Below are 23,642 nucleotides of genomic sequence, written 5' to 3' on the forward strand. Positions count from 1 at the left end.
GTAGTGGGTAGGAGAAACCCACACGACAGCCGGCACATAGAGAGTACCGAGTGAAGCCTTATGGAGTCGCTGTCGCGTGTTTCGGCTGCGTGTATGGCTGATCCACACGACAGATCTGACCGGTTCGAATTGATCGCCGCCTGCGAGGAAGCGACACTCGCCAGGTTTGCGAACGACATCCTCGAAGACGACCCACCCTTGTCGATCCGACAGGAACCCAAGCCGCAACTGTTGATGCAGCAGGTGCGGGAACCCGTCGAACACCGCCCGTTCAACCTCGGTGAGGTGCTCGTCACGCCCGCCGAAGTAGAACTGGCAGAGACCCGCGGGTTCGCGATGACTCCTGGCAAGACAGAACGTGCCGCGCTGTCGGGGGCAATCGTCGATGCGGCCGTGGCTGCCGGGCACGAACTGACGCCGGATATCGTCGAGGCACTGGCGGCAACGGAGGCCCGGACGCGCGAACAGCGCCGTCGGGAGTGGGCCGAAAGCAAGCACACCGCCGTGGAATTCGAGACGATGGAGGACCAGCAGTGAGAGCCCTCGGAATCGATCCAGTCCACGACACACGCCGGACCTTCGACGGACTGCTCGATGCGATGAGTCGACCGGGAACGGTCCAGACGGTCCCCGCCCCCGCTGACCACGGAGTGATCGCCACACTCGTCGACCACGAGGTGACAGTTGCCACCGACGACGGGACAGTTCGAGACGCGCTCTCGGGACAGGGTCGCCTCGACCCCGCAGCCCCAGCGGAAGCAGACATCGTCCACGTGCGCGAGCACACGAAGGTAGATGTCCGGGAGTGCAAGCGTGGGACACTCGTCGAACCCAGCGACGGCGCAACGGTCGTCTACCGGGTCGAGCGACTCTTCGAGGGGGAGACCGATGCAACGACGGTAGTGCTGTCGGGTCCCGGGGTCGACGGCACGGCTGTTCTGTCTGTCTCCCTTCCCGAATCGACTCTCTCTGCGCTGTCTGCGGCTCAGTCTGACTACCCCCGCGGCATCGACGCCGTCTTCGCGGCCGAGGATCGTCTCGCCGCCATCCCACGATCAGTGACGATGGAGGTGGTCTAGATGGGGTACGTTGCAGTCACCGCCGGCGAGGAGGTTATCGAACGGGCCGAGCAGTTGTTCGAGAAACAGCGCCTCGCGGGTGATTCCGAAGCGCTGGACGTCGACCAACTTGACGACCAACTCGGACGACTGACCGACCAGGCGATGAGCGAGGGGGGCCTCTACGCACCGCGACTGGCCGCACTGGCAGTCAAACAGGCACAGGGGGACACCGTCGAAGCCGCCTTCTTGCTTCGAGCGTACCGCTCGACACTGGAACGCTTCGACGAGACATCCACCGTCGAACCGGGTGAGATGATCGCGAGTCGGCGTGTCTCGCCGGCATTCAAAGACGTTCCCGGGGGACAGATCCTCGGTGCGACGAAAGACTACACGCAGCGACTGCTCGATTTCGACGATGTCGACGACTCGGGGGATCCGACCGAGGAGTGGGATCTGGAGGACGAAGGCGACCCCGAACGACTCACGAACGTCACGGAACTGCTCCGTGAGGAAGGTCTGTTGCACGAACCCAACGAGCCCGATATCACGGAGCCGTCGGATACGACCCGGCAATCGGTCACCCATCCGCCAGACCGCGACGAAGTGCTTCAGGAACTCGCCCGCGGGGAGACCGGTGCTGTCACGGCGCTCGGGTATTCGGCGTTGCGTGGGTACGGGCAGGTCCACCCGACGCTCGCTGAGGTCCGCGTCGGTCGGCTCCCCGTCCGGATCGAGCACCCATACACTGGTGAGGGGGTGACGGTCACGCACACCGACGTGACCGAGTCCGAAGCCGTCGTGCCGGTCTACGAGAAGCGTGACGATCCGCAGTTCGCCTTCGGCTACGGACTGACCTTCGGCCGTAACGAGCGCAAGGCCATCGGAATGACGGTACTGGACGCGTCGATCCAACTCGACAGCGACGAGGAACCGGCTGAGAACCCCGAGTTCGTTCTCGACACGGTCGACGGAATGGACTCCTTTGGGTTCATCGAGCACCTCAAACTCCCACACTACGTCACGTTCCAGTCGATTCTCGACCGAATCCGGTCGATCCGCGAGCGCCAGGATACGGGCGAGGAGGAACCGAAGGACGCGGACGAACCGGAGACCACGCCCGTCGCGGGGGTGAACGACGATGACTGAGCAACATCGCAACGGGACCGACGGCGGAACGCCCGTCACGACCGAGTCGGTTTCAGCAGCGCTGGCGGATGTCGAGACAGATGGCCTGACAGGGTACAACTACGCCTATCTCGACGAGCATACGAAACGCGAGGTTCGCCGGTCGATGCTGAAGGCCGTTGCGATCCCCGGCCACCAGGTGCCGTACGCTTCGCGGCCGATGCCGCTGGCCCGGGGCTGGGGAACCGGCGGTATCCAGGCCTCACTCTCGATTCTGGGGCCGACAGACACGCTCAAAGTGATCGATCAGGGTGCGGACGAAAGCGTCAACGCCGCGAACATCCGCCGACTCGCCGAGAATACCGCCGACGTACCGACAACGACCGACACGACGGAGGCGGATCTGATCCAGAGCCGCCACCGCATTCCCGAGGAGGTACTGACGGCGGAGCAACGGCTCGTGTTACAGGTTCCGATCACCGACGCGCTCCGGAAGGTCGACCCATCCGACGCGGCCAACCGCCGCCGGCACGCCCACAAGAACTACGGGAAGATGTGGGTCCATCTCTACGAGAACGTCGTCGAATACGGCGAGATCAACATCGCCTCTCGCTATCCAACGATGGTCGCGGGACGGTACCTGATGGATCCATCCCCCATCCCTCGCTGGGACGTGCCGAAACTCGACAATGCGGAACATTTGACGATTCTCGCTGCAGGACGGGAGGCGCGCATCTACGCAGTGCCGCCGCACACCTCGGTCGAACCGCTGGCCTTCGAGGACCGCGAGTTCACAGTCGAGCGATTCCCCGAAAAGGAGTGCCACGCTTGTGGATCGACCGATACGTACCTCGTCGAAGTCTCCGAAGAGTCCGCTCCCGCGTCCGGTGACGACGGCGAGGGATTCGAGACTCGCTACGCCTGCAACGATTCGAGCTTCTGTGCCAAGCGCCGTGAGGATCCGACACTCCCGAAAGACCACCACCTCGACAGGTCGGGCGTCGACTGGGGGCCTGCGATGTCAGAGACCGGGGGTGACGAGGCGTGACGCTGCTCGAAGCCTCCGATATCGAGGTTGTGTACGGTCCGGGCTGTTCGAGATGTCTCGACGCAACCGGCGACCACGTCGGAACGAATCAGTGCCCGCACTGTGGCAGCGTCGTCGCCTGCGCGGAGGCCGATCTCAGCGTCGAATCCGGTGAAGTGCTGGGTATCGTCGGCGAATCTGGTTCGGGCAAATCGAGTCTGGCAGAGGCGCTGGCACTGGAGCGCGATCCCGAAGCCTCGGTCGACGGCGAGGTGAGCTACGCAGATCACGATGGCAACCTCCTCTCGGTCGACTACCAGACCCGCCACGACATCCGGACGGGCGAAATCGCCTTCGTCCACCAGCACATCCGCGACGGACTCGACCTCGACTTTACCGGCGGCGGAAACGTCGCCGAAAAACTCCTCTCGGCTGGCTGGCGTTCCTACGAAGACGTTCGCGACCGTGTTCGAGAGCTGTTCGAAGAGACGGAAGTTCCCGTCTCGCGGATGGACGATCCGACGCGGACCTACTCCGGCGGCATGCAGCGACGAGTCCAGATTGCTCGCGCACTGGCGACCGATCCCGATCTGATCGTCCTCGACGAGCCAACTACCGGGCTAGACGTGAGCGTCCAGGCCCGCGTGCTCGATACCTTCCGGCGCGTCCAGCGCGAGGAGGGGGTCGCTGCCATCGTCGTCTCTCACGATCTCAGCGTCGTCCGCTTGTTGGCCGACCGAACTGTCGTGATGCGTCACGGACGCATCGTCGAATCCGGTCTGACCGACCGCATCATGGAAGATCCACACCACGAATACACGCAAACACTTATCAATTCAGTCATATGACGGTCCTATCAATCGAAGGGCTGAGCAAGACCTTCGACATGCACGTGCTCGGTGACACGGAAGTCGTCGGGCTCGACGACGTATCGTTCGACGTCCACGAGGGGGAGTTCCTCGCCATCGTCGGGGAATCCGGTAGTGGCAAATCCTCGCTGTTGAAATGTCTCTACCGGACGTACGACCCGACCGCGGGCCGTGTCCTCTACCACGACGGCACCAACGAAATCGACCTCGCGTCGTGTGACGACCGCACCGTGATGGCGCTCCGTGAGGACACTGTCGGCTACACCTCGCAGTTCCTCGACGAAATCCCACGAGTACCCGCCGTCGACGTCGTTGCTCGTCCGCTGGTCGAGCAGGGCATGGCCACAGCGGATGCTCGCGAGCAGGCACGAGAGTTGCTCGACGCTCTTCACGTTCCCGAGGAACTCTGGGAGGCCTATCCGGCAACCTTCTCCGGCGGTGAGCGCCAGCGAGTCAATCTCGCGCAGGCGCTGGCTCCGAAGCCCGATCTGCTGTTGCTCGACGAACCGACGAGTGCGCTCGACCCCGAGACACGGCAGGCAGCTATCGAGCTGTTGGACTCGTATCTCGACGACGAAACGACCGTCATCGGTGTCTTCCACAACACCGACGTCGTCGAAACCGTCGCCGACCGCGTGGTTGCACTCGATAACGGACAACTCCAGGCGGTCGTTCCAGTCGCGGAGTACGATGGAGGTGTCGTCTCGTGAGCTCGACGACACAGACTGCGGAGACGACGATTGCAGTCGTCGGTGGCCGTCTCGTCACGCCCGATTCCGTCCTCGAGGGCGGGGTCCGGATCGAAGGGGGACAGATCACCGAGATCGGTGAGATCGACGCCGATGCGGATACCGTTATCGACGCCGATGGACGGCTGGTGTTGCCCGGACTCGTCGACCTCCACGGTGACGATATCGAGCAGCATCTTCAGCCACGGTCGGGGGCGCGAATGGACGCAGCGATGGCGCTGGCGTCGGCCGATCGGGCGAACGTCGCGGCTGGCATCACTACGAAGTTCCATGCAATTTCTTTCGAGTTGGACGAGGAGGCTGACCGCTCGCCCGAACTTGCGGCGACGATGAGTGACGCAATCGTCGACGCGACGGATCTCCTCGTCGACCACCGGCTTCACGCTCGCTGTGAGGTAACACAGAAGCGGTGTGTCGAGGCTGTCCTCGATGTCCTCGACAACGGGGACGCCGATCTGGTGTCGGTGATGAGTCACATCCCCGGGAAAGGCCAGTTCAACGATATCGAGGCTTTCCGGTCGTACTACGAGAATTCGTCCAATCACACTGCCGAGGAAGCTCGGGAAATGATCGAGGAACGCATGTCGATTCCGATGGAGACGATTCGGGATCGGATCGATCGGATCCTCGATCGTGCCCACGAGTGTGGGGCGGTAACCGCTTCACACGACGACGAGAATCCACGGGAAGTCGAACGCCTCGCCGAGTCAGGGGTCGATATTACCGAATACCCCATCACGCTCGAAACCGCGAAACGAGCGACCGAAGTCGGGATGACAACCGCGATGGGCGCGCCGAACCTCGTCCGCGGGGAGAGCCAGTGGGGCAACCTCGCAACTGCCGAGGGGATCGAGGCCGGCGTCATCGATACGCTGGTCGCCGATTATCACCCGCCCTCGCTTCTCGCTGGCGTGTTCGTCGACACCGGAGAACCGCTCCCAGAACGGGTCAAACGCGCGAGCGCTGCGCCGGCCGATGCCGTCGGCGTCACCGACAGAGGCCGAATCGAACCCGGCAAACGCGGGGATCTCATCGTCGTCGACCCCGAGCCCACACCGATGGTGACGAATGCGATCGTCGGCGGCAAGCCGGTTTACCGTGCTGACGCGACGATGGAGGTGTCCCGATGAGTCCCCCACAACTCGGGGCGGCGATGGATATCCGATTCGGCGCGACCGTCGAGGAGTTCATGCGCTACATTACCGAGCTGGGGCTGAACCACGTCGAATTCAAACGCGAGTACCTCGCTGGCCATCCGCAGACACCGGATCCCGAAACGGTCCGCGAACTGTCCGAGGCCTACGACGTCACCGTCACCTATCACGCCCCGTTTCGGGACTGGAACCCGGGGAGCTACGACGAGACCGTCCGTCGGGATTCCGTCGAGCGTGTCAAGCGGACGCTCGACGACGCAGCAGCAGCCGGTGCGACCGGCGTCGTCGTCCACGGCGGGTCCGTCCCGAACCGGTACCCGGACTGGGTGCGCGACAGCGCCCGCGAGAGTGCCGCTCGCTCTCTCGCAGAGTGTGCCGAGTACGCTCAACTTGTCGGCGTCCCGCTGTGCTTGGAGAACCAGCCGATCGACGGGCAGAAGCGCCGATACACGACCACGCCGACAGATCTCGCCGAATTGATCGACACTGTCGACGTCCCACCACAGTACCTCGGCGTCACACTGGATATCGGACACGCGAAGGTCAACGACTACGACTGGCGTGCCTTCGTCGAGGAGTTCGGCCATCGAATCCGCGTCTGTCACCTCCACGACAACGACGGCACCGCTGACCAGCACGAACCGTTCCCGGAGTACGAATCAGTCGTCGACTCGATTCCGGCGGATTACTTCGTCTTCGAGATGAAATCTGTCGACGACGTTGCGGCCTGCCTCGGTGCTCAGAGTACCCCCCCGAAAACGGAGTTGACTACCAGTGAGTAACGAGTACGAAGCCGTCATTCTCGACAACGACGGTGTGTTAGTGGAACCGACCGACACCGACGTGATCGTCGACGCTGTCGTCGAGTCTTTCGAGGCGTTCGATGTAGAAATTGATCGCTCGCTCGCCCGCCAGACAGTCGACGAGGACACCGTTCCGGTCGACCTCGCCCGAGAACACGGCATCGATCCGGAAGCACTCTGGCACTACCGCGAACTGAACGCGAGTCTCGCCCAGCAGACACACGTCCAAGATGGCGGGAAATCGGTGTACGAAGACGTATCCGCACTCCGCAGGCTAGCTGTTCCGCTCGGCATCGTCAGCAACAACCAACACGCGACGATCGAATTCCTGCTCGCTCACCACGACCTCCCCGCTGTGGAGACGGCACGCGGGCGTCGACCGACACTCGCCGGCGCGGCCGACCGCAAGCCCGAACCGACGTATATCGAACAGGCACTGGCTGATCTCGGTGCCGAACGGGCACTGTACGTCGGCGATTCGGAGAAAGACATCGTCGCCGCAGACCGCGCTGGGATCGACTCGGCGTTTCTCCGACGGGATCACGTTGCCGATGTCGAACTCTCGATCGAACCGACGTTCGAGGTGACGGACTTCCGCGAACTGGTCACACGACTGACTGCTGTCGAACAAACGAAGGAGAGATAACTCGGGTGAGTCCGGACTTTCCGGACGATACATCGAGGGAACAGAGACACACAATCGAACTATGTACCGACGGACTGTCCTCGGGACGCTCGCCGTGAGTTTCGGGGTCGTACTTGGCGGCTGTGCCCGCTCGAGCGTCGATGGAACTGTGGCATCGAACGAGACACCACTCGTGTTTTCCCACGAGTCCGCGACGCAGGCGACCTCCGCTGGAGTTCGAATCGTTATTGAGGTGACTATCGAACATGACGGGACCGAGCCGATTACGCTGGAGGAGCGTGTCCCGCGAATCACCTGCGCCTTCCTCAACGACTCGGGTGAGACCCTCTACCAGTCAGGACGAAAACTTGTCGATCCCATCGAGGTAGGTGACACGACCACAATGGAGTTTTCGCTCGCAGTCAACGTCGACGACGTGACGCGATACGAACTCCGGAGCAAGTGGGCCGATGAGTAGCAATCGTCTGCCGCCGCACGTCATAGCCTCCTGTCTCGACTCCGTAATCGGCCGTCCTGCCGTGGAGAGAAATACGGCGTTTTGCAATCGATCAAAATCACGACAATGACACGAACCGAGACGATTCTCGAGACTGCGATTACCGCGGCGACTGCCGGTGGAACAGTGGCACTGGATAATTTCGATACGGACCTTGCAGTGGATAACAAGGGCGACCCGAACGAAGCCATGGGGCCGGCGGATGTGGTGACCGAAGCCGATCGGGAGACACAGCGGCGTGTCGTTTCGGTGCTAACCGAAGCCGATCCAACAGCGACCATCGTCGGCGAGGAGAATGATGCACAGAAGACGGTTCCAGAGACCGGTCGTGCATGGGTGATCGATCCCATCGACGGGACCTTCAACTTCATTCGTGGCGTCCACTACTGGACGACCAGTGTTGCAGCGACTGTCGACGGCGAGCCAGTCGCAGCATGCAATTTTTTACCAGCCCTCGACAGAACGTATACCGCAGACGACAGCGATGCATTCGTCGATGGCACTCCGATCTCAGTTAGCAACCGATCAGCCTGGAAAGCAACGACAGTTGCACCGATTATCCCGCCATCGTACGGAGAACGGTCCGCCTACAGTGGTGGTGTGGGTGAACTCGTCGAGCAGTTCGGATCGACTGTCAGGTACTGCAGCGCACAGGTGACACTAGCCTTGCTCGCCCGCGGAGCACTCGATGGGGCAGTGACACCTCAACGCCCCAACCCGTGGGATAGTCTCGCCGGAGTACAGTTGATCCGACAGGCCGGTGGGGTCGTCACCGATCTCGACGGCGAACGCTGGACCGTGAACAGCGACAGTATGGTCGCATCGAACGGTCAGATTCACGAGCAACTGCTCGAAGCAGCACAGGAACTTCGGTAGTGTGAGTAGTATGGATCGGACAGTGAACGCAGATCATCCGCGAGCGAGTGGGACAGAGAGTATCGAATGACGAGTGGATTCGTGCTGTCGATAGCCGCAGCGCTCGTCCTCGGGAGCTATCTCGTCGGCGTCAAACGGTATTTCAGTCACTATCCACCGACGCTGCTCGTCGCGCTGACCTACAGCGTCGCGGTGGCGTGGTACCTGCCCGCCGTTGCACTTGCTGTTCCGGTGGATCAACTGGTTTTTTGGGTGGGCCTCCGTGGCGGAGCGGTACTCGTCGGAACGGCCGGGTTCACTGCCCTCGCGCTGTTCGCGTTCTACCGCTCGCTGGCTCTGGGCGACGTGTCCTACGTTGCCCCGATAAGCAAGATTGTCCCCGTTTTCGTCCTTCCGCTGGAAGTTCTGCTCCTCGGCCAGCAGTTGTCGGTCCTCCAAGTCGGAGGGGTCTGCGTCGCCACCGTGGCTGTCTACGTCGCGAACTACCAGAACGACTCCTTGCTCGCACCCGTACGGCAGTTGGTCCGGAGCAAAGCGGGGCTGTTTGCGCTTGCCAGCGCGGCCGCGTTCGGTGTCGTCGACGTCGGGAAGCGAATCAGTATGCAAGAGATTGGCGTCTCTCCGGAAGGGTTCGTGGTCACGATGCTCGTCCTCGTGACGCTGTTTTTGGCACCGTCGGCTGTCAGAAACCGCCGCACTGTCGACTGGTGGGGTGATCGTTATTTGTTGGTTGTTGCCGGGCTAGTGCTCGTCGTCGGTCAACACCTCGTCGCAGTCGCCTTCCAGACACTGCCGGCAAGCGTTGTCTCTCCGGTAGTCAATACACAGGGCGTCGTGGCGGTGTTCCTCGGCAGTGTCCTGCTCGGGGAGCCACACGTCCGAGTTCGCCTCACCGCTGCGGGCTTGGCGGTGGTCGGGATCGTTTTAATATCGGTTGGTTAACTATTCTCACGGCGCCCACGAAATCGGACACCTATACAGCGAGACTGTCATCAACCTCGACGAGGAGACCATCGAGGCGTACGTAGACGACTGTTGCATTCGTGTGCCGTTTTCATTTCCATATAGACAAATTATAAGAGTACAAATGATTTTGTGCCCCTTACCTATTCGATGGGTCGAGATACCGTAGAAATCGTCCTGACGAATGACGACGGCATTGATGCCCCCGGACTAAGGGAGGTATACGAGCAGTTGACCGAGGTTGGAGAGGTAACTGCTGTTGCTCCATCGACAGACAACAGCGGGGTCGGGCGTGTCCTTTCGATGGGTCGTTCGAGTCCGCTCACCTTCGGCGATGACTCCCAGTCAATCGATTTCAGCCCACCCGAGTACTCGTGGGAGGTCCCGTTCCGTCCTCACGAACTGGGCTACGAAGTTGTCGGCACCCCCGCAGACTGTGTCATCGCTGCTGTCTCCGCCCTCGATATCGACCCGGATATCGTCGTCTCCGGCTGTAATCCGGGTCCAAACGTCGGGATGGGTGTGCTTGGACGCTCCGGAACAGTCTCCGCAGCAGCGGAGGCGGCCCACCTCGGTGTTCCCGGGATTGCCGTCTCCAGTTCGCGTCTCGAAGCCGACCAGGGCGACTTTTCGGTCGAATCGGATTTCACCGGCCAACTCGTCCAGTACTCGTTGGAGACCGACCTATTCGATACGATCGATTATGTGAACGCGCTGGTGCCGCCGTCCCTTCCCGAGCGGGTCGTCGTGACTGAACCCTCTGAATCGAGCAACGTCACTGCCAATATCGATACGTCGAATAACCAATTCACATTCACCCACACGTACTTCAAAAAATTACAGAACGGACACGAAAATCAGGAGTTACCCGGGACGGACCGTCACGCTGTCGAACAGAACGAAGCGAGTCTCTCCCCGTTGACCATCCGTGATGGGCCAGTCGAAAGCGACCTTCTGCAAACGTTCGCAGATCAGTATCACCCTCAGTCAACGCGATGAGTGGTCTCCGTGAGTTCAGGGAGGCGATTCCCGCTACAGACGATGTCACGTACCTGAGCACCGGGTCGAGCAGCCCGAACAGCCTCGATGTCGTCGAATCGATGCAGGAGTTTTTGAGTATCATGGGTACATGTCGCCCACCGAACAATCGGGTATGTATCCGCCGGTGTACGATGCCTTCGAGAAAACACGGCAAGACGTGGCCGAGTTCCTGAACGCCAGATCTGAGGAGATTGCGCTCACACAGAGTACGGGTGATGGTATGAGTCGAGTCGCAAACGCCATTTCGTGGGATCCCGGTGACACGGTCGTCAGAACCGACCTCGAACATCCTGCGAGTGTCGTTCTGTAGGTTGCCCCGGACCGACGCGATGTGCACACGCCTGTTATCGAGACGACCGACGGCCACGTTGCACTGGGCGATGTGAAGGATGCCGTCAGGGACGCACGACTGGTCTGTGTGAGTTCCATCTCGCGGAACTACGGGACGAAACACTCGGTCGACAAAATCACCGAAATCGCTCACGATGCAGGAGCGTCGATTCTCGTCGATGCCGTCCAGTCGGTCGGCCAGATTCCGATCGACGTGACAGAGTGTGGGGCGGAGTACGTCGCCGCGGCGAGTCACAAGTGGCTCGTCGGACCCTGGGGTGCCGGATTTCTGTACGTCTCCGAGGATGTCGTCTCCGGGTTGGGACCCAGGCACGTGAGCTATCGCGGCGTCGATAGAGACTCACCGACGCTCGAGCCACGTCCCGACGCCCGCCGTTTCGAGGCCGGCACGACATCGGCAGCACCGTACCTGGGCCTCCGAACGGCCCTCGAACAGATATCGTCGGTCGGCGTGGATCATATCGAAGCCCGGATCGACTCACTGACCACGCTTCTCAAAGACGAACTCCCGGCGGCACTGCTCTTGTCGCCGCGAGAAATCGAGTCCGGCCTGATTGCTATCGACGACGATGCCCCCGAACGATCCGTCGAGCAGTTGGCGGCATACGACATCCAGATACGATCGATGGCCGAACCGGATGCGGTCCGCCTCTCGATTCACGCGTTCAATACTGAATCTGATATCCGACGGTTTCTCTCGGTCTACGACGATATCCGAAAGAGTCGGTAGTCACCGGAACGATCGTATCTGAGCTCACACACTTCTTCGGAGACGTAAATTTACAGTCCGATGCCGGCTCCCTCCACGTTGTTTCCGCTAGCGGAGCTAACCCGGTTGCTCGGTTTCAGTTAATCTGCCACGTCAGGCTGCGTTTCGGTCCGTAGTCCGGTTCCGGCGGTCATCCAGAGGAAATATACTCCACACACTCCGAACAGTGCACCAGCCCCGAGTGTCGCCATCGCGAGTGCGTAGCCGCCGGCATCGAGTGCAGCACCGAACAGGACGGGTGAGACGACGCCCGGAAGTGTCCCTAGGAACGCCTGAAGAGAGAGGGCGGTCCCGAGTTGCTCGTCGTCGACGACGAGCGTAATAGCCGTCGAGGTCGGGGCACTGTCCATTGTGAGTACGATCCCGTATCCAAGCACGACGCCTGCAAGTACCACCAGTGACTCCCAGACGAGACCACCGAGCAGGAGAGTAATCGTGCCACTGGCAGCGAGGGCAACGACAATTACCCGGAGGCGACCGACGCGGTCGCTTAGCCAGCTGCCGACAAGGTTTCCGACGCCGCCGACGGCCGTTACCAGACCGGCCAGCAGTCCGGCCGTTGCGACCGGTGTCGCCGTCGCGCTGACGGCCGCTGTCGACACGAGGAAGGCCGGAAGCCAGTTCTGAATCCCGAACAGCTCCCAGTTGTGAGCGCTGTAGACGCCGACGCCGGCGAGAAACGATCGGTTCCGAAGCAGCGACAGATCGAACCCGCCCTCGGTAGACTCCCGGCTGGGGTCGTCACGGCCGAACAGAAGCATAATCGGACCAGCACAGAGTGCGAGCAAACTCGTGACGACGATGCCACTCCGCCAGCCAAATCCAGATGCGACCCACGATGTTAGCGCGAAGGAGAGCCCGCCACTCACCGAGAAGGTGCCGACGTACACACCGATCGCTGTCCCGCGACGTGCCGACTCGAACCACTCGCTGACGAGCTGCATCCCCGGAATGTAGACCGCTGCCATCCCGATACCACCGAGAAAGCGGAGTGCAGTTCCGACGAGCACCCCGTTGGCAACCACGCCGAACGCGAGGCTGGCGGCTGCCGCTCCGGTCGCGCCAATGGCGATGACAAGCCGTGATGTATACCTGCCGGCAAGTACTCCGAACGGGATCACGGCGAGGAGATAACCCGCTTGGAAGGCGCCGTAGACGACACCGGCATGAACGCCGCTCAGGTCCCACCGCTCGACGATCGTGGGCAACACCGCAGAGTAATTGACCCAGAGCAACCCTGACAACAACAGGGTGGCGCTGGCGACTGCCAGCATCCGCACGTTTGACTGTCTACTCCATCCGTCGCCCGACCCGTCTTCGTGTGCCGGCATCGGTCGTGATCGTCAGGGCCGTGTTGTCGGTTTTCGAGCCTCGATGGTCGCGCTAACGATATACTCGCTCAGATCGCGCTGGTCGTCCCACTCGCTAATGAATTCGTCGCTGTCATCTTTCGGCTCGATCTGAATGTCGACGAACCCGGCGTCGTCGAGCATCTGTTCGATCGACTCGACCGTCGACGCACCGGCAACACAGGCCGCAATGGAGTCCGGATCGCCTGCGACGGAGTCGGGCAGTGGCGCAGTCAGCACGACATCCGAGACAGCGAGTCGACCGTCTGGAACGAGGGCACGGAACGCCTCCGCGAAGACCTGCGCCTTCGCCGGCGAGAGGTTGATCACACAGTTGGAGATGATGACATCGACAGACTCGTCGGCTACGGGAAGGTGTTCGATTTCACCGAGGCGAAACTCGACGTTCCCCGCGTCGTTCTTTTCGACGTTCTCGCGGGCCTTCTCGATCATTTCGGGAGTCATGTCCACGCCGATGACCTGGCCATCGTCTCCAACCTCACGCGCAGCGAGGAAACAGTCGAAGCCAGCACCGGAACCTAAATCGAGGACCGACTCGCCCGGGTCGAGATCTGCAATCGCTTTCGGGTTCCCACAGCCGAGGCCGAGATCAGCCCCGTCGGCAACTGCTTCGATGTCGTCCTGGGAGTATCCGAGTTGTTCGCTTTCCGCCCCGGTCGAGTCGTCACAACAACTCGTCTCTTCTCCTAGTGTGCTCTTACAGCAGGAGTGTCGGTCGTCTTCGGTTGCGATCTCAGCATAGCGCTCTCTGACGATTTGGTGCTGGTCGTTCACAGTGCGCGAAGAGTCATCGGTGGGGGATGGTTCACTCATTGTTGGCCCTGATGTCGTCGAGTGTGTCCAGAAGGTGTGCAGCGTCCTCTGTCAGTCCGTAATACCGCCAGGACCCGTCCTTCCGACGAGTGATGAGTCCCGCCGAGTAGAGACGTGATAACGCCTGACTAACGCCGCTTTGACTGATACCGACCGCCGATTCGAGATCACAAACACAGACGTCATCCTCAGCACCGGCGATACGACGAACCAGTTCGTATCGGGTGTCGTTACCGAGCGCCGAAAGTATCTGCACATCGGCGACCACTGCATCTTCGTCGATCTCCGGAATCGCTGTACAGCACACGCTCTCAGCCGACTCGTCCGGTTGATCGGACTGTGACTTCGTTCTGGAGTCGTTTTCAACCATTTTAGCAAATAGTAATATAAGAGTCTACTAATATATCTGTTTCGACGAGAGCCGCTGCAGTGGGAGCAGTCAGGGTGTCATGGGGCCGTTGATCTCCTCGCTCTCTCGGGAACTGATCGATATTCTTGTCGCGCCGCAATCGTCGGGACTCCTGGAATCGCCGTCCTGCCAGCTAGGTGTGGTTCGAGCGTAATTTCGGGGTCGATCGGCTCGAGACTCGTGGCTCCGTCGGTGCGAACTCACCGATCAGAGCCACCGATTTCAGGCTGCCGAATTCGTTTGTTTCAGACCCAGCAAGAGACGTCGTTCACCGGCTGAGCGCAAGCCTGCAGCGCCCATCGCAGATTTCTCTTGTCCAAATCGCAAGATTGCGCTTGGTCTCGACGAACGTGTCCAGATTACGTTCGTTCAATTGCTGAACGATTCTGAATAGCAGCGGTTCTGTCCCGTGCTCTCTCTGAGTCGCTGTCCTGTCGCTCTAATCATTCGTCCATTGAACGTATATCGGTAATTGACATCTCAAATAATTCCAGACCAATTAGATCACCTACAGCAGCGAAATATTTTTCACAATATGCAACTACTTGCACAATATGCAAAAACAGGCAAAAGTGCTCCTCGATTTCCCGTTTCCGGAGGAGCGAATCTTCCGGTACCAGGCGATGCAGGACATTCTCCACCACCTTGCGAACAATCCTCTCGAAGAGTTCACACAGCAGGAACTCGCGTCGATTACGGGCGCGGACGTATCCTCGATTTCACGTTCGGTCGAACTCCTCGAAAAGGTGGGGGTACTCGCAGTGAGTGAACAGCGTCCCGCTCGCATTACGATCGATATGGATCACCTGCAACGACCGGATCCTGTCTTCATGATTTCTCAGTCTGAATTCCGCAAGCCAGTCCAAGCCTATCTCGACAAACTTGAGGCACGCATTCAGAAGAGCGAGGAACTCGACGAACTCGTCGGGGTCGTTCTCTTTGGGAGCGTCGCTCGCGGAACAGCCGACCGCCGCAGTGACATCGACCTCCTCGTCATCGTTGACGGAGACCTCACTCACGGACGGCGTATTTGCACGTCCCTCGCACGTGACATCGAGGAGGAATCGTTCGACGGCCACCGGTACGAGTTCGAGATTCTCGTCGAAACGCCGGACACTGCTGTCTCTCATGGCGGAGATCTGAAAGAGATATTCGACGAAGGGCTAGTACTCGACCGTTCTGACCACCTACAGGAGCTACGTCAGAACATCTACGCGTCGTCAGGAGGCGGTGCGTAGCAATGCCGATCAATCACGACGATATTGAACCGGAACTGTCGAACGCACAGGAATCGTTCCGTCGCGGTGGGCAAACTGCCGAGGAGGGATTAGATGTCTCGAGTGCTGACCTCGTCCAACTTCGGAAGGCGTGTCGGCTTCTCTCCGGGGCAGAACGATTGCTCGAGGACGGCTATTATACACTCACGATCGAAGCTGCCTTCACGTCGATCGAACGAACGTTGCTCTTCTGGTTGATTACAGAGGGGCATCACGATCCATCTCAGCCGCCGAAATCACACACGACCGCGATCAATCGAAGCGCCGAAGTTGGCTTCATCACTGACGAGGTTGCGACGGACTTCGAAGATCTCTGGAACGAAAACCGTGCACAGACGTACTACCAAGATGGGATGGCCACGGACAAACGAGCGAATGCGATGGTCGCGCTCGCCGACGAGATCCATTCACAGATCATCAATCTCGTCGGACAATCTCACGAATGTATCTGTGAGTGATGGCGGCAAAAATACAGTATGGGGAGAATCAGTTACTGACCGATGCGATCAGAGTATCGTATTATAACCTATCTGTGTAATCTCGCCGTTGCTCCATCTTTGCTTTCTCCGAACGCTGGTCGTAGTGCATTTCGAGTACCTGCTCAGAGACGTTAGCCCGATCGCTCACAGCCTTCATCGGCCACTCCTCAGACAGAGCGTGCGTAATTCCACCGCGCCGTAATGCGTGGGGACTCACGCTTGAGGGACACTTCGAGGCATTATCGCGTTCTGTCGCTGAACAGTCCTCAATATCACGTCCGTGTGGACACTGTCCAGTCGAAATACACGGACGGGTGTACCGATAACAATCCCTGCGTAACGTAGATCGGTGGACTCGTCCATGAGAAGTTGAAACCAGCGGCTCACGGCCGTGGCTCGTCGTCTTTTCCGGACGGCGCTGGTCGATCCAGTCGTCCAGCACCATGCACACCTCGTCAGAGAGAGCAACGAACCGTTCGCCGTCGAGGCCGTTCTTGATTCGCGTCCCTGACTCGGGACGATTGACTACCTGTATGGATTGTTCTTCGGAGTTGTAGTCCTCAATATCGAGGGCACGAATCGCGCCAACACGCATCATCGTATGCCACATTAGCGTAAGGACGGCGTGTGGACGAGTCGCATATTCGTACCGGCGGAGGTACTCCAGTAACTCTTCCGCACGGTCTTCCTCCAGCATCACGTCACGCACGTTGTCGCCGCCAGTGAGATTTGGCGAACGGACTTTGACGTGCAGATCCTCAGATGCGCCATCGATGGATTCCACCCAGCGAATGAATACCCGTAGTGTATCCATCTGGGTCTTCTCCGCGGCAGGTGAAAGATCGCCTTCGTCGCGTCGCCACAAGCGGTACTCGTGGAGTTGCCGTCCAGTCAGATTGTTCAGGTTCGAGATTCCCTGTTCGTCGCACCACCGGACGAAATGCCCTAATCGGGAGCGGTGCGAGTAGATCGTCGCCTCTGTTACATTGTTTTCCCTGTCTGCCAGGTATAGTTCGAGCGCAGTGTCGGGGTTGATTGGTTCGAGACTCATGGCTCTGTAGGTGCGAACTCGTAGGTCAGAACCACCGATTTCAGATGCCCGATTTACGCCGGTGTAGGGCCAGCAAGAGACGTCGTTCACCAGCTGAATACAAGCCTGCAGCGCCCATGATTTTGCGACGAACAAAGTGTGGAGTCAAACCTGGGTCGTGAAGGATTTGAAATAGACGACGAGCGAGCGGAGCGGGTGAGTCGGCGTGGTTGATCATCCTCCAGCGCCCATAGTCGAATTATATTCCGAAATCAGGGCTTTCAAGCTTTTTTCGCTGTTTAGGTTTCTTCGATTGCAATGTGTTTGTTTTCGTTCGACGAGTAACTCAGCAAGCGGTGCCCACGGGAGTTTGCGTACGTCCACATGAGTAATAACAGAGAAAATCAATGGCCGGTTGACACACCAGCCTTACTTTTGTAAGAATTCCGTACTGGATACAGAGGATGTATACCCCACAGCGTGGACGGTGACACTAACGGAGGGCCTGTCTGAGTCTATTTATTTGGATACTGATGCCAATAATCGATTGCTCGGTAGAGGACGTACAAGAATACGTTGAACACGCCAGTGAGGGCGATCACTCCCCCAATCTGTGGCCCTAATGTCTCGAAGAGACTGCCTGTTCCGCCGATCTCACTTACACCATACGTAAAAAATGCAGCAATGACTCCCCAAATAAGGAGAATTGCCGCAATTCGTGCACCATCTTCGATGTAGTCTGTTACTGACCGAGGTTCTGGAATAGCGGACACATTAGATGCTTCCACCCGGTTCATATAATCTCCCGGAAGACTGAAAACGGTCTTTTATTTTTCATATCCAGCAGAGACACCATTTGTGAGACTTATTCTCTGCATCTTCCAGAGTCGGGATAATTTTCCGAAGATTTGTCAAATGCCGCGTGATGGATAGAGAGGATCAAGTCAGCACAGCGGTCCTGTTATCAGAGACGCCTACCACCCGCACACGATTCTTGTAGATGGGCGGTACCTCTGACTGAGGCCGATGGACAGACGAGGTGTTCTCTTAGCCGATGAGTGAAAACAAGGCATAGGACCCCACGAGCGACAGCATCGGCGTGATTACCCAGAGTGTTACGACGCGAGCTGCCGCTGCTTGGTGGAACAGACCGTCAGCGGACAGTTCCTCCGGATCTACCTCGCCAACACTAGACACTCCATCCCCGGATGTGTGCTGCCTGTCCGGATCAGGAGTTCTGTCTTCAGCGAGTTCGCCTACAGTCGGGCCCGCAGCGACTTCCTTTTTGCCTTCAATTGGGTGTAGTTTGAGTGCACCAGTTGTAAATTGTGGAGCAGATTCATCCGCAGGAGACCGTGTGACTATCTCGACAAGCGTCCGCGCTCGGCTTGCACGGCCCCATCCGAGGCCAATGATACAACTGGTTGTACTCACGGCGAGACTGGCCGGAATTCCAAGCCACGAGAGGACGGTGATAATCGTCGCACCCACAGTCGAAACAATGAGCGCAGCCAGAATCGGCATCTCAGTAATATCGTTGCCAACGGTCGCCAGCGTCCGCCGGGCAATCGTGAAGCCGCCCACGCTGATGGCCCCGACTGCGAGGAGAATCGCCGGGCTGGGGTCGAGGGAGCCGTTGCCGACAAGCGGGGCGACTGCGTTCGCCGCGTTCGAGGCTCCAGCACTGAACCCCATGTAGCAGGCAATTGCCACCACAAGCGCCGATCCGATTAGATCCCGAGGTGAGACGGTATCGTTGATCGATAGCCGCGGGAGCAGTCCCTGGGTATCGATTGCGATTAACGGGTTCGTGAGGCGACCAAACTCGAATCTGGCGTCAAGATGCGGGTACAGATATCTGCCGATGAACGCACCTGTGAAGACGGCGATCAGCGGGGCGACAATCCATGCCGACAGGATAGTAAACATCAGGCCGGTGTTGAGCGTCCCCGTTGCCAACCCGAGTCCGACAATTGCTGCGACGGCTGTCATCGAGGTCGACGCCGGGACCCCGTAGAGGTTCGATATCAGGAGTGCGAGTCCAGTGAAAAAGAGGACGCCGACGCTCGCTTCGGGTGTAAAGGCTGTTGTATCGACGATTTCGGTACTCATTGTCGTGATGACCTTCCGCCCAATTGTCCACGCTCCGAGGAACGCAAACACGGTAAACAGTGCCCCGGCAGTGACTTTTCTCACAGCTCGGCTGCCAACTGCCGGACCGAAGGCGACACCGGTTGATGACCCGCCGATATTGTACCCGACGAACACCGCCACCAGTAATCCCACGAGAATTAGGATTTCTGCCACGTATGTGTGGTCGGGTCGCACGCGAAAAATAGTGCCGTTTCGCTGCTACATTGTCGGATACGACCGATAGAGGCAGTAAAGCGAATATTTAGCACTTCACAACTGAAGCTCCACTGTTCTCTACAGATTCGTCTCCATACGGACTGCTCAAAGATCAGTGACCGATACGCGCGTTCCATTCAGCACCGTCAAACTCTTTTACCCAGTTGCTGTCACAAACAAGGTGCTGAATATCGGCCGACGAGTGGTCGACGAGGTGTCCTTTCTATCAGGAGTTCATCAGACGTGGCGAACAAGAGACAGAGTGTGTACTCTAGTTGACCATCAGTAATTTACGCCGTTACGGATGAATCACCTGGTCGCAAATATGTCGGTTGATCAAATGGATTTTTAGTCTCCCGATGTGTTGAACACCAGCAGACAGCCAAGGATATGGACCGTCGTACGCTTCTCGGCACACTTCCAACGGCAGCACTGGCCGGGTGTTCCGTTCTCAGCTCAGATTCGTTTCAACGTCGCACTGTACGCATCACTGCGACTGACTCAGTACCAGACGATGTTCCAGTCACACTCGCTGTTCGCACAATCCGGCCAGATGCGATTCCAGCACATCCTGCACGATTTGAACTCACACTCACATATGACGGCTCTGAAACAAGAGAGTTGGTGTGGGGGCCGCTCCCAGTTGCGAATTTTATGGGAATACGGTCAACGCCCGATAGCTACATTCTCTACCACGCGAGCGATTGGGGTGCTGACGACCGACAGTCAAATTGTTGGCGACAAAACGAATATGCCATCGGTGGTGGATACGCATCAGATGAATTGGGGCCTGAGGACACAATCAGTGGTGAAGCTGACCTCTTCGATGAGAGTGAAGAAGGCATCTGTTGGCCAACAGGGACATATCGATTCGAAAGAGCAGACGCTGTCGTTGAATTGGACAACGAGGCCTCCGATACAACCAAGTATCATTTTAATTGGGGATTCGAATTTCGCGTGACTGCACACTCGTAGGCATGCCACCCTGAACGTTGAATTCAGGTGTGGGAGTGGTTGATTTGAGCAGGTATAACTCACAGTAAAGTGACCTCACAGGGCGTATCTCACCCCAAAAGGAACAGTCGGAGTAGCTGTTCTCTCAGGGTGCTCGAATCAAGACAAAGAGAGTACTGTCTGTGAACTCCTCAGTTCTAAAACTAATACTCGACGAAAGGGAGATTAGGAACTATCACGACGCGACGGCGAGTAGAAGCCGTCATAGATAATCCCCATCATAGTCGTGAAAAACAGTATGATCACTGCGATCTTGAGTTGGGGGATCCTCTGCATCCACATTGACCATCGGAGCAGGCCAATCAGCCAGAGCAGTGGCGAAATGACGAAAATAGCAGATCCTGTGAGGAGGACACTCGGAATAATCACGTTCGATTTCATGTAGCTGCCCGCTCCGACGATAGCGAGTGCTACCCCACCGACAATCCGTGAAACAAAGAGAAGGAAACCATCCACAGCCCCACCAAGTGGTCCGGGTCCCATAATTGTCAATCTGTAGAGCTTGTCATCTTTGCAGATATACTGGCCCAGCTCAGGATCTCCCCGCCCCTGATCGCTGGGAGCAACATCCCCGGCGACGACGGAGAATTCCGGTGGCGTCGCTCGCTTGATTGTCGTCTCGCGATACTCGCTCTCTAGCGTTTCTGCAAAGAATGCCCGCCCACGCGGAGAGAGATCGTCGAATTCGTACGCCTCGGTGGGACTGTTTTCACAACTGTTCCCAGCATCGAATACGGAGTAGGTGTACGGCCCGGACGGGTCGGTGGCTCCCGTAACCGCGATCGTACAGAACAACAGCCCGACAACCACTAAACAGAGAGCAGGAAGACGTTTTCGAGGAGGGACAGAAATCATACATCAACGTGCGTAGATCCGAATAAATGTCTCGTGTCGGAAGGTCTGAATCGGTCAATAAGCATCGTTACTTACTGATTCAAGGTTTATCGATGAAGCGATCAATACAGAGGTTGTATACAGCAAACCAACGTGTTTTCTTCTGAGATATTTGGACAGGGACATCTGATCAGTTGTACTGCAGATAGGCCGGTTCCGGGTCCAAAGAGAAGAACACTGCGCCCCAACCAACAAGCACTTTCGAGACAATCGTCTAATAAGATATGACACTCATCGCCGAGTACACGCTGCAGACTCCCCTTCTGCTCGAAGCCTTGGAATCGACCCCGGAGATGATGATACAGATTGAAACACTGCACACGGACTCGGGGGGTGCCTCGAAGGTGATGTTCTGGGCTTGGGGTGATGATTTTCAAACGTTTGAACGGAGTATGGCCGCTGATTCAATCATTAGCGAGTATAATTGTCTGACCGAATTCAACGATCAACGTCTCTACCGTATTATTCCGAGTGAACAGGGAGAAAAAGTGTTCACGTACCGTATCATGGCCGAACACGATATCGTTTCGTTGCACGAGATCGGCAATTACGAAGGGTTAACCATTCGCGCTCGGTTCCCGGGACGCAATGCCTTGACGGCGTATCGTGACTTCTGTCAGGAGCAGGAACTCACATTTCAGCTTCAAAATATCTATCCAGAGGAACAGCACGACGCTGATGGAGAAATCCACGATCTACACGGACTCACACCCTCACAACGCGAGGTGCTTCAGACGTGCCTCAAACAGGGCTACTTTGCCATCCCACGACAGATTACGCTAGAGGAGATCGCCGACGAACTTGACGTCTCAGTCCAAGCCGTCTCAACACGGCTTCGTCGCGCACTCCAAAGACTCCTGCAAAATACAATCGACCAGTAGATGATACTTAAAACATTGATACAGTAAATCCGGGTGGCTTTGCGTATACACCTTAATACAGTGTTAATGTCAACACAAAGTTACCCTGGGTCAGCCTCCTCTGGGTATATCACCAGCAAAGAAGATGGGCAACCGATCAGCCAGACAGTTCTCGAAGCCGTTGCAGAACTGTCGGGTCGAGCCGTTATCCCGGACGCTTCACCCCCCAAAGACGATGAGAGCAGGCCTCTGCCACCGCTATATGAGGCGATCGATCCTGACGCACTGAATACGATTAGTCAGTCAGCTACTGACGAGACAGAGATAACAGTCACGTTCACATATTGTGGATTTGAAGTGACTATCAAAAATGGAGATGAAGTAATAGTTTGTGAGAAGTAATGGGTGACATCCAGGTGAAATTCTATTATGGATCAGTTATCAGAGTCGGTCTGAAAAAAGCCCGGTAGGTGCCATGCAGTACTGATCCGGTAGAGACGAGTATTTAAATAGATTCACTGCCCGCTGAGAGGTCTGTCAGTTTCGGCGGAGGCTCGAACCGCGACTCTCAGTTAACTCTGCACTCCTTTTGAAGCCAACGACAGAGGGAGGCTAATAACGAGGATTGTATACCATGCTTTAGTTTCAATCATGTGGGATAGTCACATATTACTATGATTAGTACACAGGAACGTGCTCCTGATTTCTGCTTACCGGGCACAGAACGAAGGGATCTCTCAAAATATCAGTTGGATGAATACACGAACGAAGGGGCAGTTGTTCTCGTGTTCTACCCATTCGACTTCAGCCCGGTGTGTACCGAGGTGTTGTGTCCATTTTGTGATTCCGAGTTTCTCTCCTTCACCGAGAATATCGATGTGTTCGGGATTTCGCTTGACCGCTGTTATGCCCACCAGAAATTCATTCACGAGTATGATCTCGCATTTCTACTCTTGAGTGATACGAAAGGACACGTCACCGAGCAATGTGACCTCGCATACGATGAGTGGGAACACCACGAAGGCGTTCCAAAACGTGCGCTTGTGACGATCGGTGACTCCAACACGATCCGATATATTTGGCATACCGAAGATGCATATGAGAGTCCAAGTCTGGAAGAACTCCACGAGACCATTCAGCCCCTGACTGCCGAGAATTAGTATGACCCTGTACTGTTTTCCACTGAGAGAGAGCCTAGCTCATACAGTCGCGAACAG

25 protein-coding genes and 1 pseudogene are annotated in these 23,642 nt (G+C 57.8%); 19 read left to right on the forward strand and 7 right to left on the reverse strand.

All coding sequences use genetic code 11. From position 1 onward, the window contains the following. Positions 1-93 precede the first annotated feature (93 nt). The 14 genes and pseudogenes from phnG (at position 94) to V8P86_RS06910 (ending at position 11,891) form a co-directional block, all read left to right on the forward strand. Positions 94-537 (forward strand): phosphonate C-P lyase system protein PhnG, encoded by a 444-nt coding sequence (phnG, locus tag V8P86_RS06845; protein ID WP_336326504.1) that lies wholly within the window; start codon positions 94-96, stop codon positions 535-537. Continuing rightward, positions 534-1,079, forward strand: coding sequence for a phosphonate C-P lyase system protein PhnH (gene phnH, locus V8P86_RS06850; RefSeq protein WP_336326505.1), 546 nt, complete (start codon positions 534-536; stop codon positions 1,077-1,079). The genes phnG and phnH overlap by 4 nt, the downstream gene beginning before the upstream one ends. Continuing rightward, complete coding sequence (locus V8P86_RS06855; RefSeq protein ID WP_336326506.1) at positions 1,080-2,207, forward strand: carbon-phosphorus lyase complex subunit PhnI; 1,128 nt, start codon at positions 1,080-1,082, stop codon at positions 2,205-2,207. Further along, the gene (locus V8P86_RS06860; RefSeq protein ID WP_336326507.1) at positions 2,200-3,234 is read left to right on the forward strand and encodes an alpha-D-ribose 1-methylphosphonate 5-phosphate C-P-lyase PhnJ; all 1,035 of its coding nucleotides are present in this window, start codon (positions 2,200-2,202) and stop codon (positions 3,232-3,234) included. The genes V8P86_RS06855 and V8P86_RS06860 overlap by 8 nt, the downstream gene beginning before the upstream one ends. Continuing rightward, positions 3,231-4,061 carry an ATP-binding cassette domain-containing protein gene (locus tag V8P86_RS06865; RefSeq protein WP_336326508.1) on the forward strand — a complete coding sequence of 277 codons (831 nt, stop codon included), beginning with the start codon at positions 3,231-3,233 and terminating at the stop codon, positions 4,059-4,061. Before V8P86_RS06860 ends, V8P86_RS06865 begins: the two co-directional genes overlap by 4 nt. After that, positions 4,058-4,792: a phosphonate C-P lyase system protein PhnL gene (locus V8P86_RS06870; protein ID WP_336326509.1), complete on the forward strand. Its 735-nt coding sequence runs from the start codon at positions 4,058-4,060 to the stop codon at positions 4,790-4,792. Before V8P86_RS06865 ends, V8P86_RS06870 begins: the two co-directional genes overlap by 4 nt. Further along, entirely contained in the window at positions 4,789-5,961 is a 1,173-nt protein-coding gene (locus V8P86_RS06875) for an alpha-D-ribose 1-methylphosphonate 5-triphosphate diphosphatase (protein WP_336326510.1), read from the forward strand. Before V8P86_RS06870 ends, V8P86_RS06875 begins: the two co-directional genes overlap by 4 nt. Then, complete coding sequence (locus tag V8P86_RS06880) at positions 5,958-6,767, forward strand: sugar phosphate isomerase/epimerase family protein (RefSeq protein ID WP_336326511.1); 810 nt, start codon at positions 5,958-5,960, stop codon at positions 6,765-6,767. Before V8P86_RS06875 ends, V8P86_RS06880 begins: the two co-directional genes overlap by 4 nt. Continuing rightward, positions 6,760-7,434, forward strand: a complete 675-nt coding sequence (locus V8P86_RS06885) for an HAD family hydrolase (protein WP_336326512.1) — start codon at positions 6,760-6,762, stop codon at positions 7,432-7,434. The genes V8P86_RS06880 and V8P86_RS06885 overlap by 8 nt, the downstream gene beginning before the upstream one ends. Before the next feature lie 61 nt (positions 7,435-7,495). Continuing rightward, positions 7,496-7,891: a hypothetical protein gene (locus V8P86_RS06890; RefSeq protein WP_336326513.1), complete on the forward strand. Its 396-nt coding sequence runs from the start codon at positions 7,496-7,498 to the stop codon at positions 7,889-7,891. A 105-nt stretch (positions 7,892-7,996) separates the two neighbouring features. Then, positions 7,997-8,806 (forward strand): inositol monophosphatase family protein, encoded by an 810-nt coding sequence (locus V8P86_RS06895; protein WP_336326514.1) that lies wholly within the window; start codon positions 7,997-7,999, stop codon positions 8,804-8,806. 66 nt (positions 8,807-8,872) lie between these two features. Next, the gene (locus V8P86_RS06900) at positions 8,873-9,748 is read left to right on the forward strand and encodes a DMT family transporter (protein WP_336326515.1); all 876 of its coding nucleotides are present in this window, start codon (positions 8,873-8,875) and stop codon (positions 9,746-9,748) included. A gap of 171 nt (positions 9,749-9,919) precedes the next feature. After that, a complete protein-coding gene (gene surE / locus V8P86_RS06905) occupies positions 9,920-10,768 on the forward strand; it encodes a 5'/3'-nucleotidase SurE (RefSeq protein WP_336326516.1) in 849 nt (282 codons plus the stop codon). A gap of 154 nt (positions 10,769-10,922) precedes the next feature. Further along, positions 10,923-11,891 (forward strand): annotated as a pseudogene (locus V8P86_RS06910) (aminotransferase class V-fold PLP-dependent enzyme). Positions 11,892-12,010: 119 nt separating this feature from the next. On the opposite strand, the gene V8P86_RS06915 reads toward V8P86_RS06910, so the two are convergent. From V8P86_RS06915 to V8P86_RS06925, 3 genes are read right to left on the reverse strand one after another with little or no spacing between them, the layout of a single operon-like run. Next, positions 12,011-13,261: an MFS transporter gene (locus V8P86_RS06915; protein ID WP_336326517.1), complete on the reverse strand. Its 1,251-nt coding sequence runs from the start codon at positions 13,259-13,261 to the stop codon at positions 12,011-12,013. A 12-nt stretch (positions 13,262-13,273) separates the two neighbouring features. Then, on the reverse strand, positions 13,274-14,113 hold the full coding sequence (locus V8P86_RS06920) for an arsenite methyltransferase (RefSeq protein ID WP_336326518.1): 840 nt from the start codon (positions 14,111-14,113) through the stop codon (positions 13,274-13,276). Beyond that, a complete protein-coding gene (locus tag V8P86_RS06925) occupies positions 14,106-14,483 on the reverse strand; it encodes an ArsR/SmtB family transcription factor (RefSeq protein ID WP_336326519.1) in 378 nt (125 codons plus the stop codon). Before V8P86_RS06925 ends, V8P86_RS06920 begins: the two co-directional genes overlap by 8 nt. 593 nt (positions 14,484-15,076) lie before the next feature. Between V8P86_RS06925 and V8P86_RS06930 the strand changes: the two genes are divergently transcribed. Further along, entirely contained in the window at positions 15,077-15,760 is a 684-nt protein-coding gene (locus V8P86_RS06930; RefSeq protein WP_336326520.1) for a nucleotidyltransferase domain-containing protein, read from the forward strand. A gap of 2 nt (positions 15,761-15,762) precedes the next feature. Beyond that, positions 15,763-16,257, forward strand: a complete 495-nt coding sequence (locus V8P86_RS06935; protein WP_336326521.1) for a DUF8154 family protein — start codon at positions 15,763-15,765, stop codon at positions 16,255-16,257. A gap of 61 nt (positions 16,258-16,318) precedes the next feature. On the opposite strand, the gene V8P86_RS06940 is transcribed toward V8P86_RS06935, so the two are convergent. The 4 genes from V8P86_RS06940 to V8P86_RS06955 all read right to left on the reverse strand — a co-directional run bounded on the left by V8P86_RS06940 (position 16,319) and on the right by V8P86_RS06955 (position 21,526). Then, entirely contained in the window at positions 16,319-17,329 is a 1,011-nt protein-coding gene (locus V8P86_RS06940; protein WP_336326522.1) for a tyrosine-type recombinase/integrase, read from the reverse strand. Positions 17,330-17,823: 494 nt separating this feature from the next. After that, positions 17,824-18,105, reverse strand: coding sequence for a hypothetical protein (locus tag V8P86_RS06945; protein ID WP_336326523.1), 282 nt, complete (start codon positions 18,103-18,105; stop codon positions 17,824-17,826). 250 nt (positions 18,106-18,355) lie between these two features. Next, a complete protein-coding gene (locus V8P86_RS06950) occupies positions 18,356-19,615 on the reverse strand; it encodes an inorganic phosphate transporter (RefSeq protein WP_336326524.1) in 1,260 nt (419 codons plus the stop codon). Positions 19,616-20,836: 1,221 nt separating this feature from the next. Further along, entirely contained in the window at positions 20,837-21,526 is a 690-nt protein-coding gene (locus V8P86_RS06955) for a hypothetical protein (protein ID WP_336326525.1), read from the reverse strand. A gap of 263 nt (positions 21,527-21,789) precedes the next feature. Between V8P86_RS06955 and V8P86_RS06960 the strand changes: the two genes are divergently transcribed. The 3 genes from V8P86_RS06960 to V8P86_RS06970 all read left to right on the forward strand — a co-directional run bounded on the left by V8P86_RS06960 (position 21,790) and on the right by V8P86_RS06970 (position 23,585). Further along, positions 21,790-22,446: a helix-turn-helix domain-containing protein gene (locus V8P86_RS06960; RefSeq protein ID WP_336326526.1), complete on the forward strand. Its 657-nt coding sequence runs from the start codon at positions 21,790-21,792 to the stop codon at positions 22,444-22,446. 66 nt (positions 22,447-22,512) lie between these two features. Beyond that, positions 22,513-22,827 carry a HalOD1 output domain-containing protein gene (locus V8P86_RS06965; RefSeq protein WP_336326527.1) on the forward strand — a complete coding sequence of 105 codons (315 nt, stop codon included), beginning with the start codon at positions 22,513-22,515 and terminating at the stop codon, positions 22,825-22,827. Between the two features lie 272 nt (positions 22,828-23,099). Continuing rightward, positions 23,100-23,585, forward strand: coding sequence for a redoxin domain-containing protein (locus V8P86_RS06970; RefSeq protein ID WP_336326528.1), 486 nt, complete (start codon positions 23,100-23,102; stop codon positions 23,583-23,585). The last annotated feature ends 57 nt before the right edge of the window (positions 23,586-23,642 follow it).

The organism is Halovenus anhuiensis, assembly GCF_037080055.1.
GTDB lineage: Archaea > Halobacteriota > Halobacteria > Halobacteriales > Haloarculaceae > Halovenus.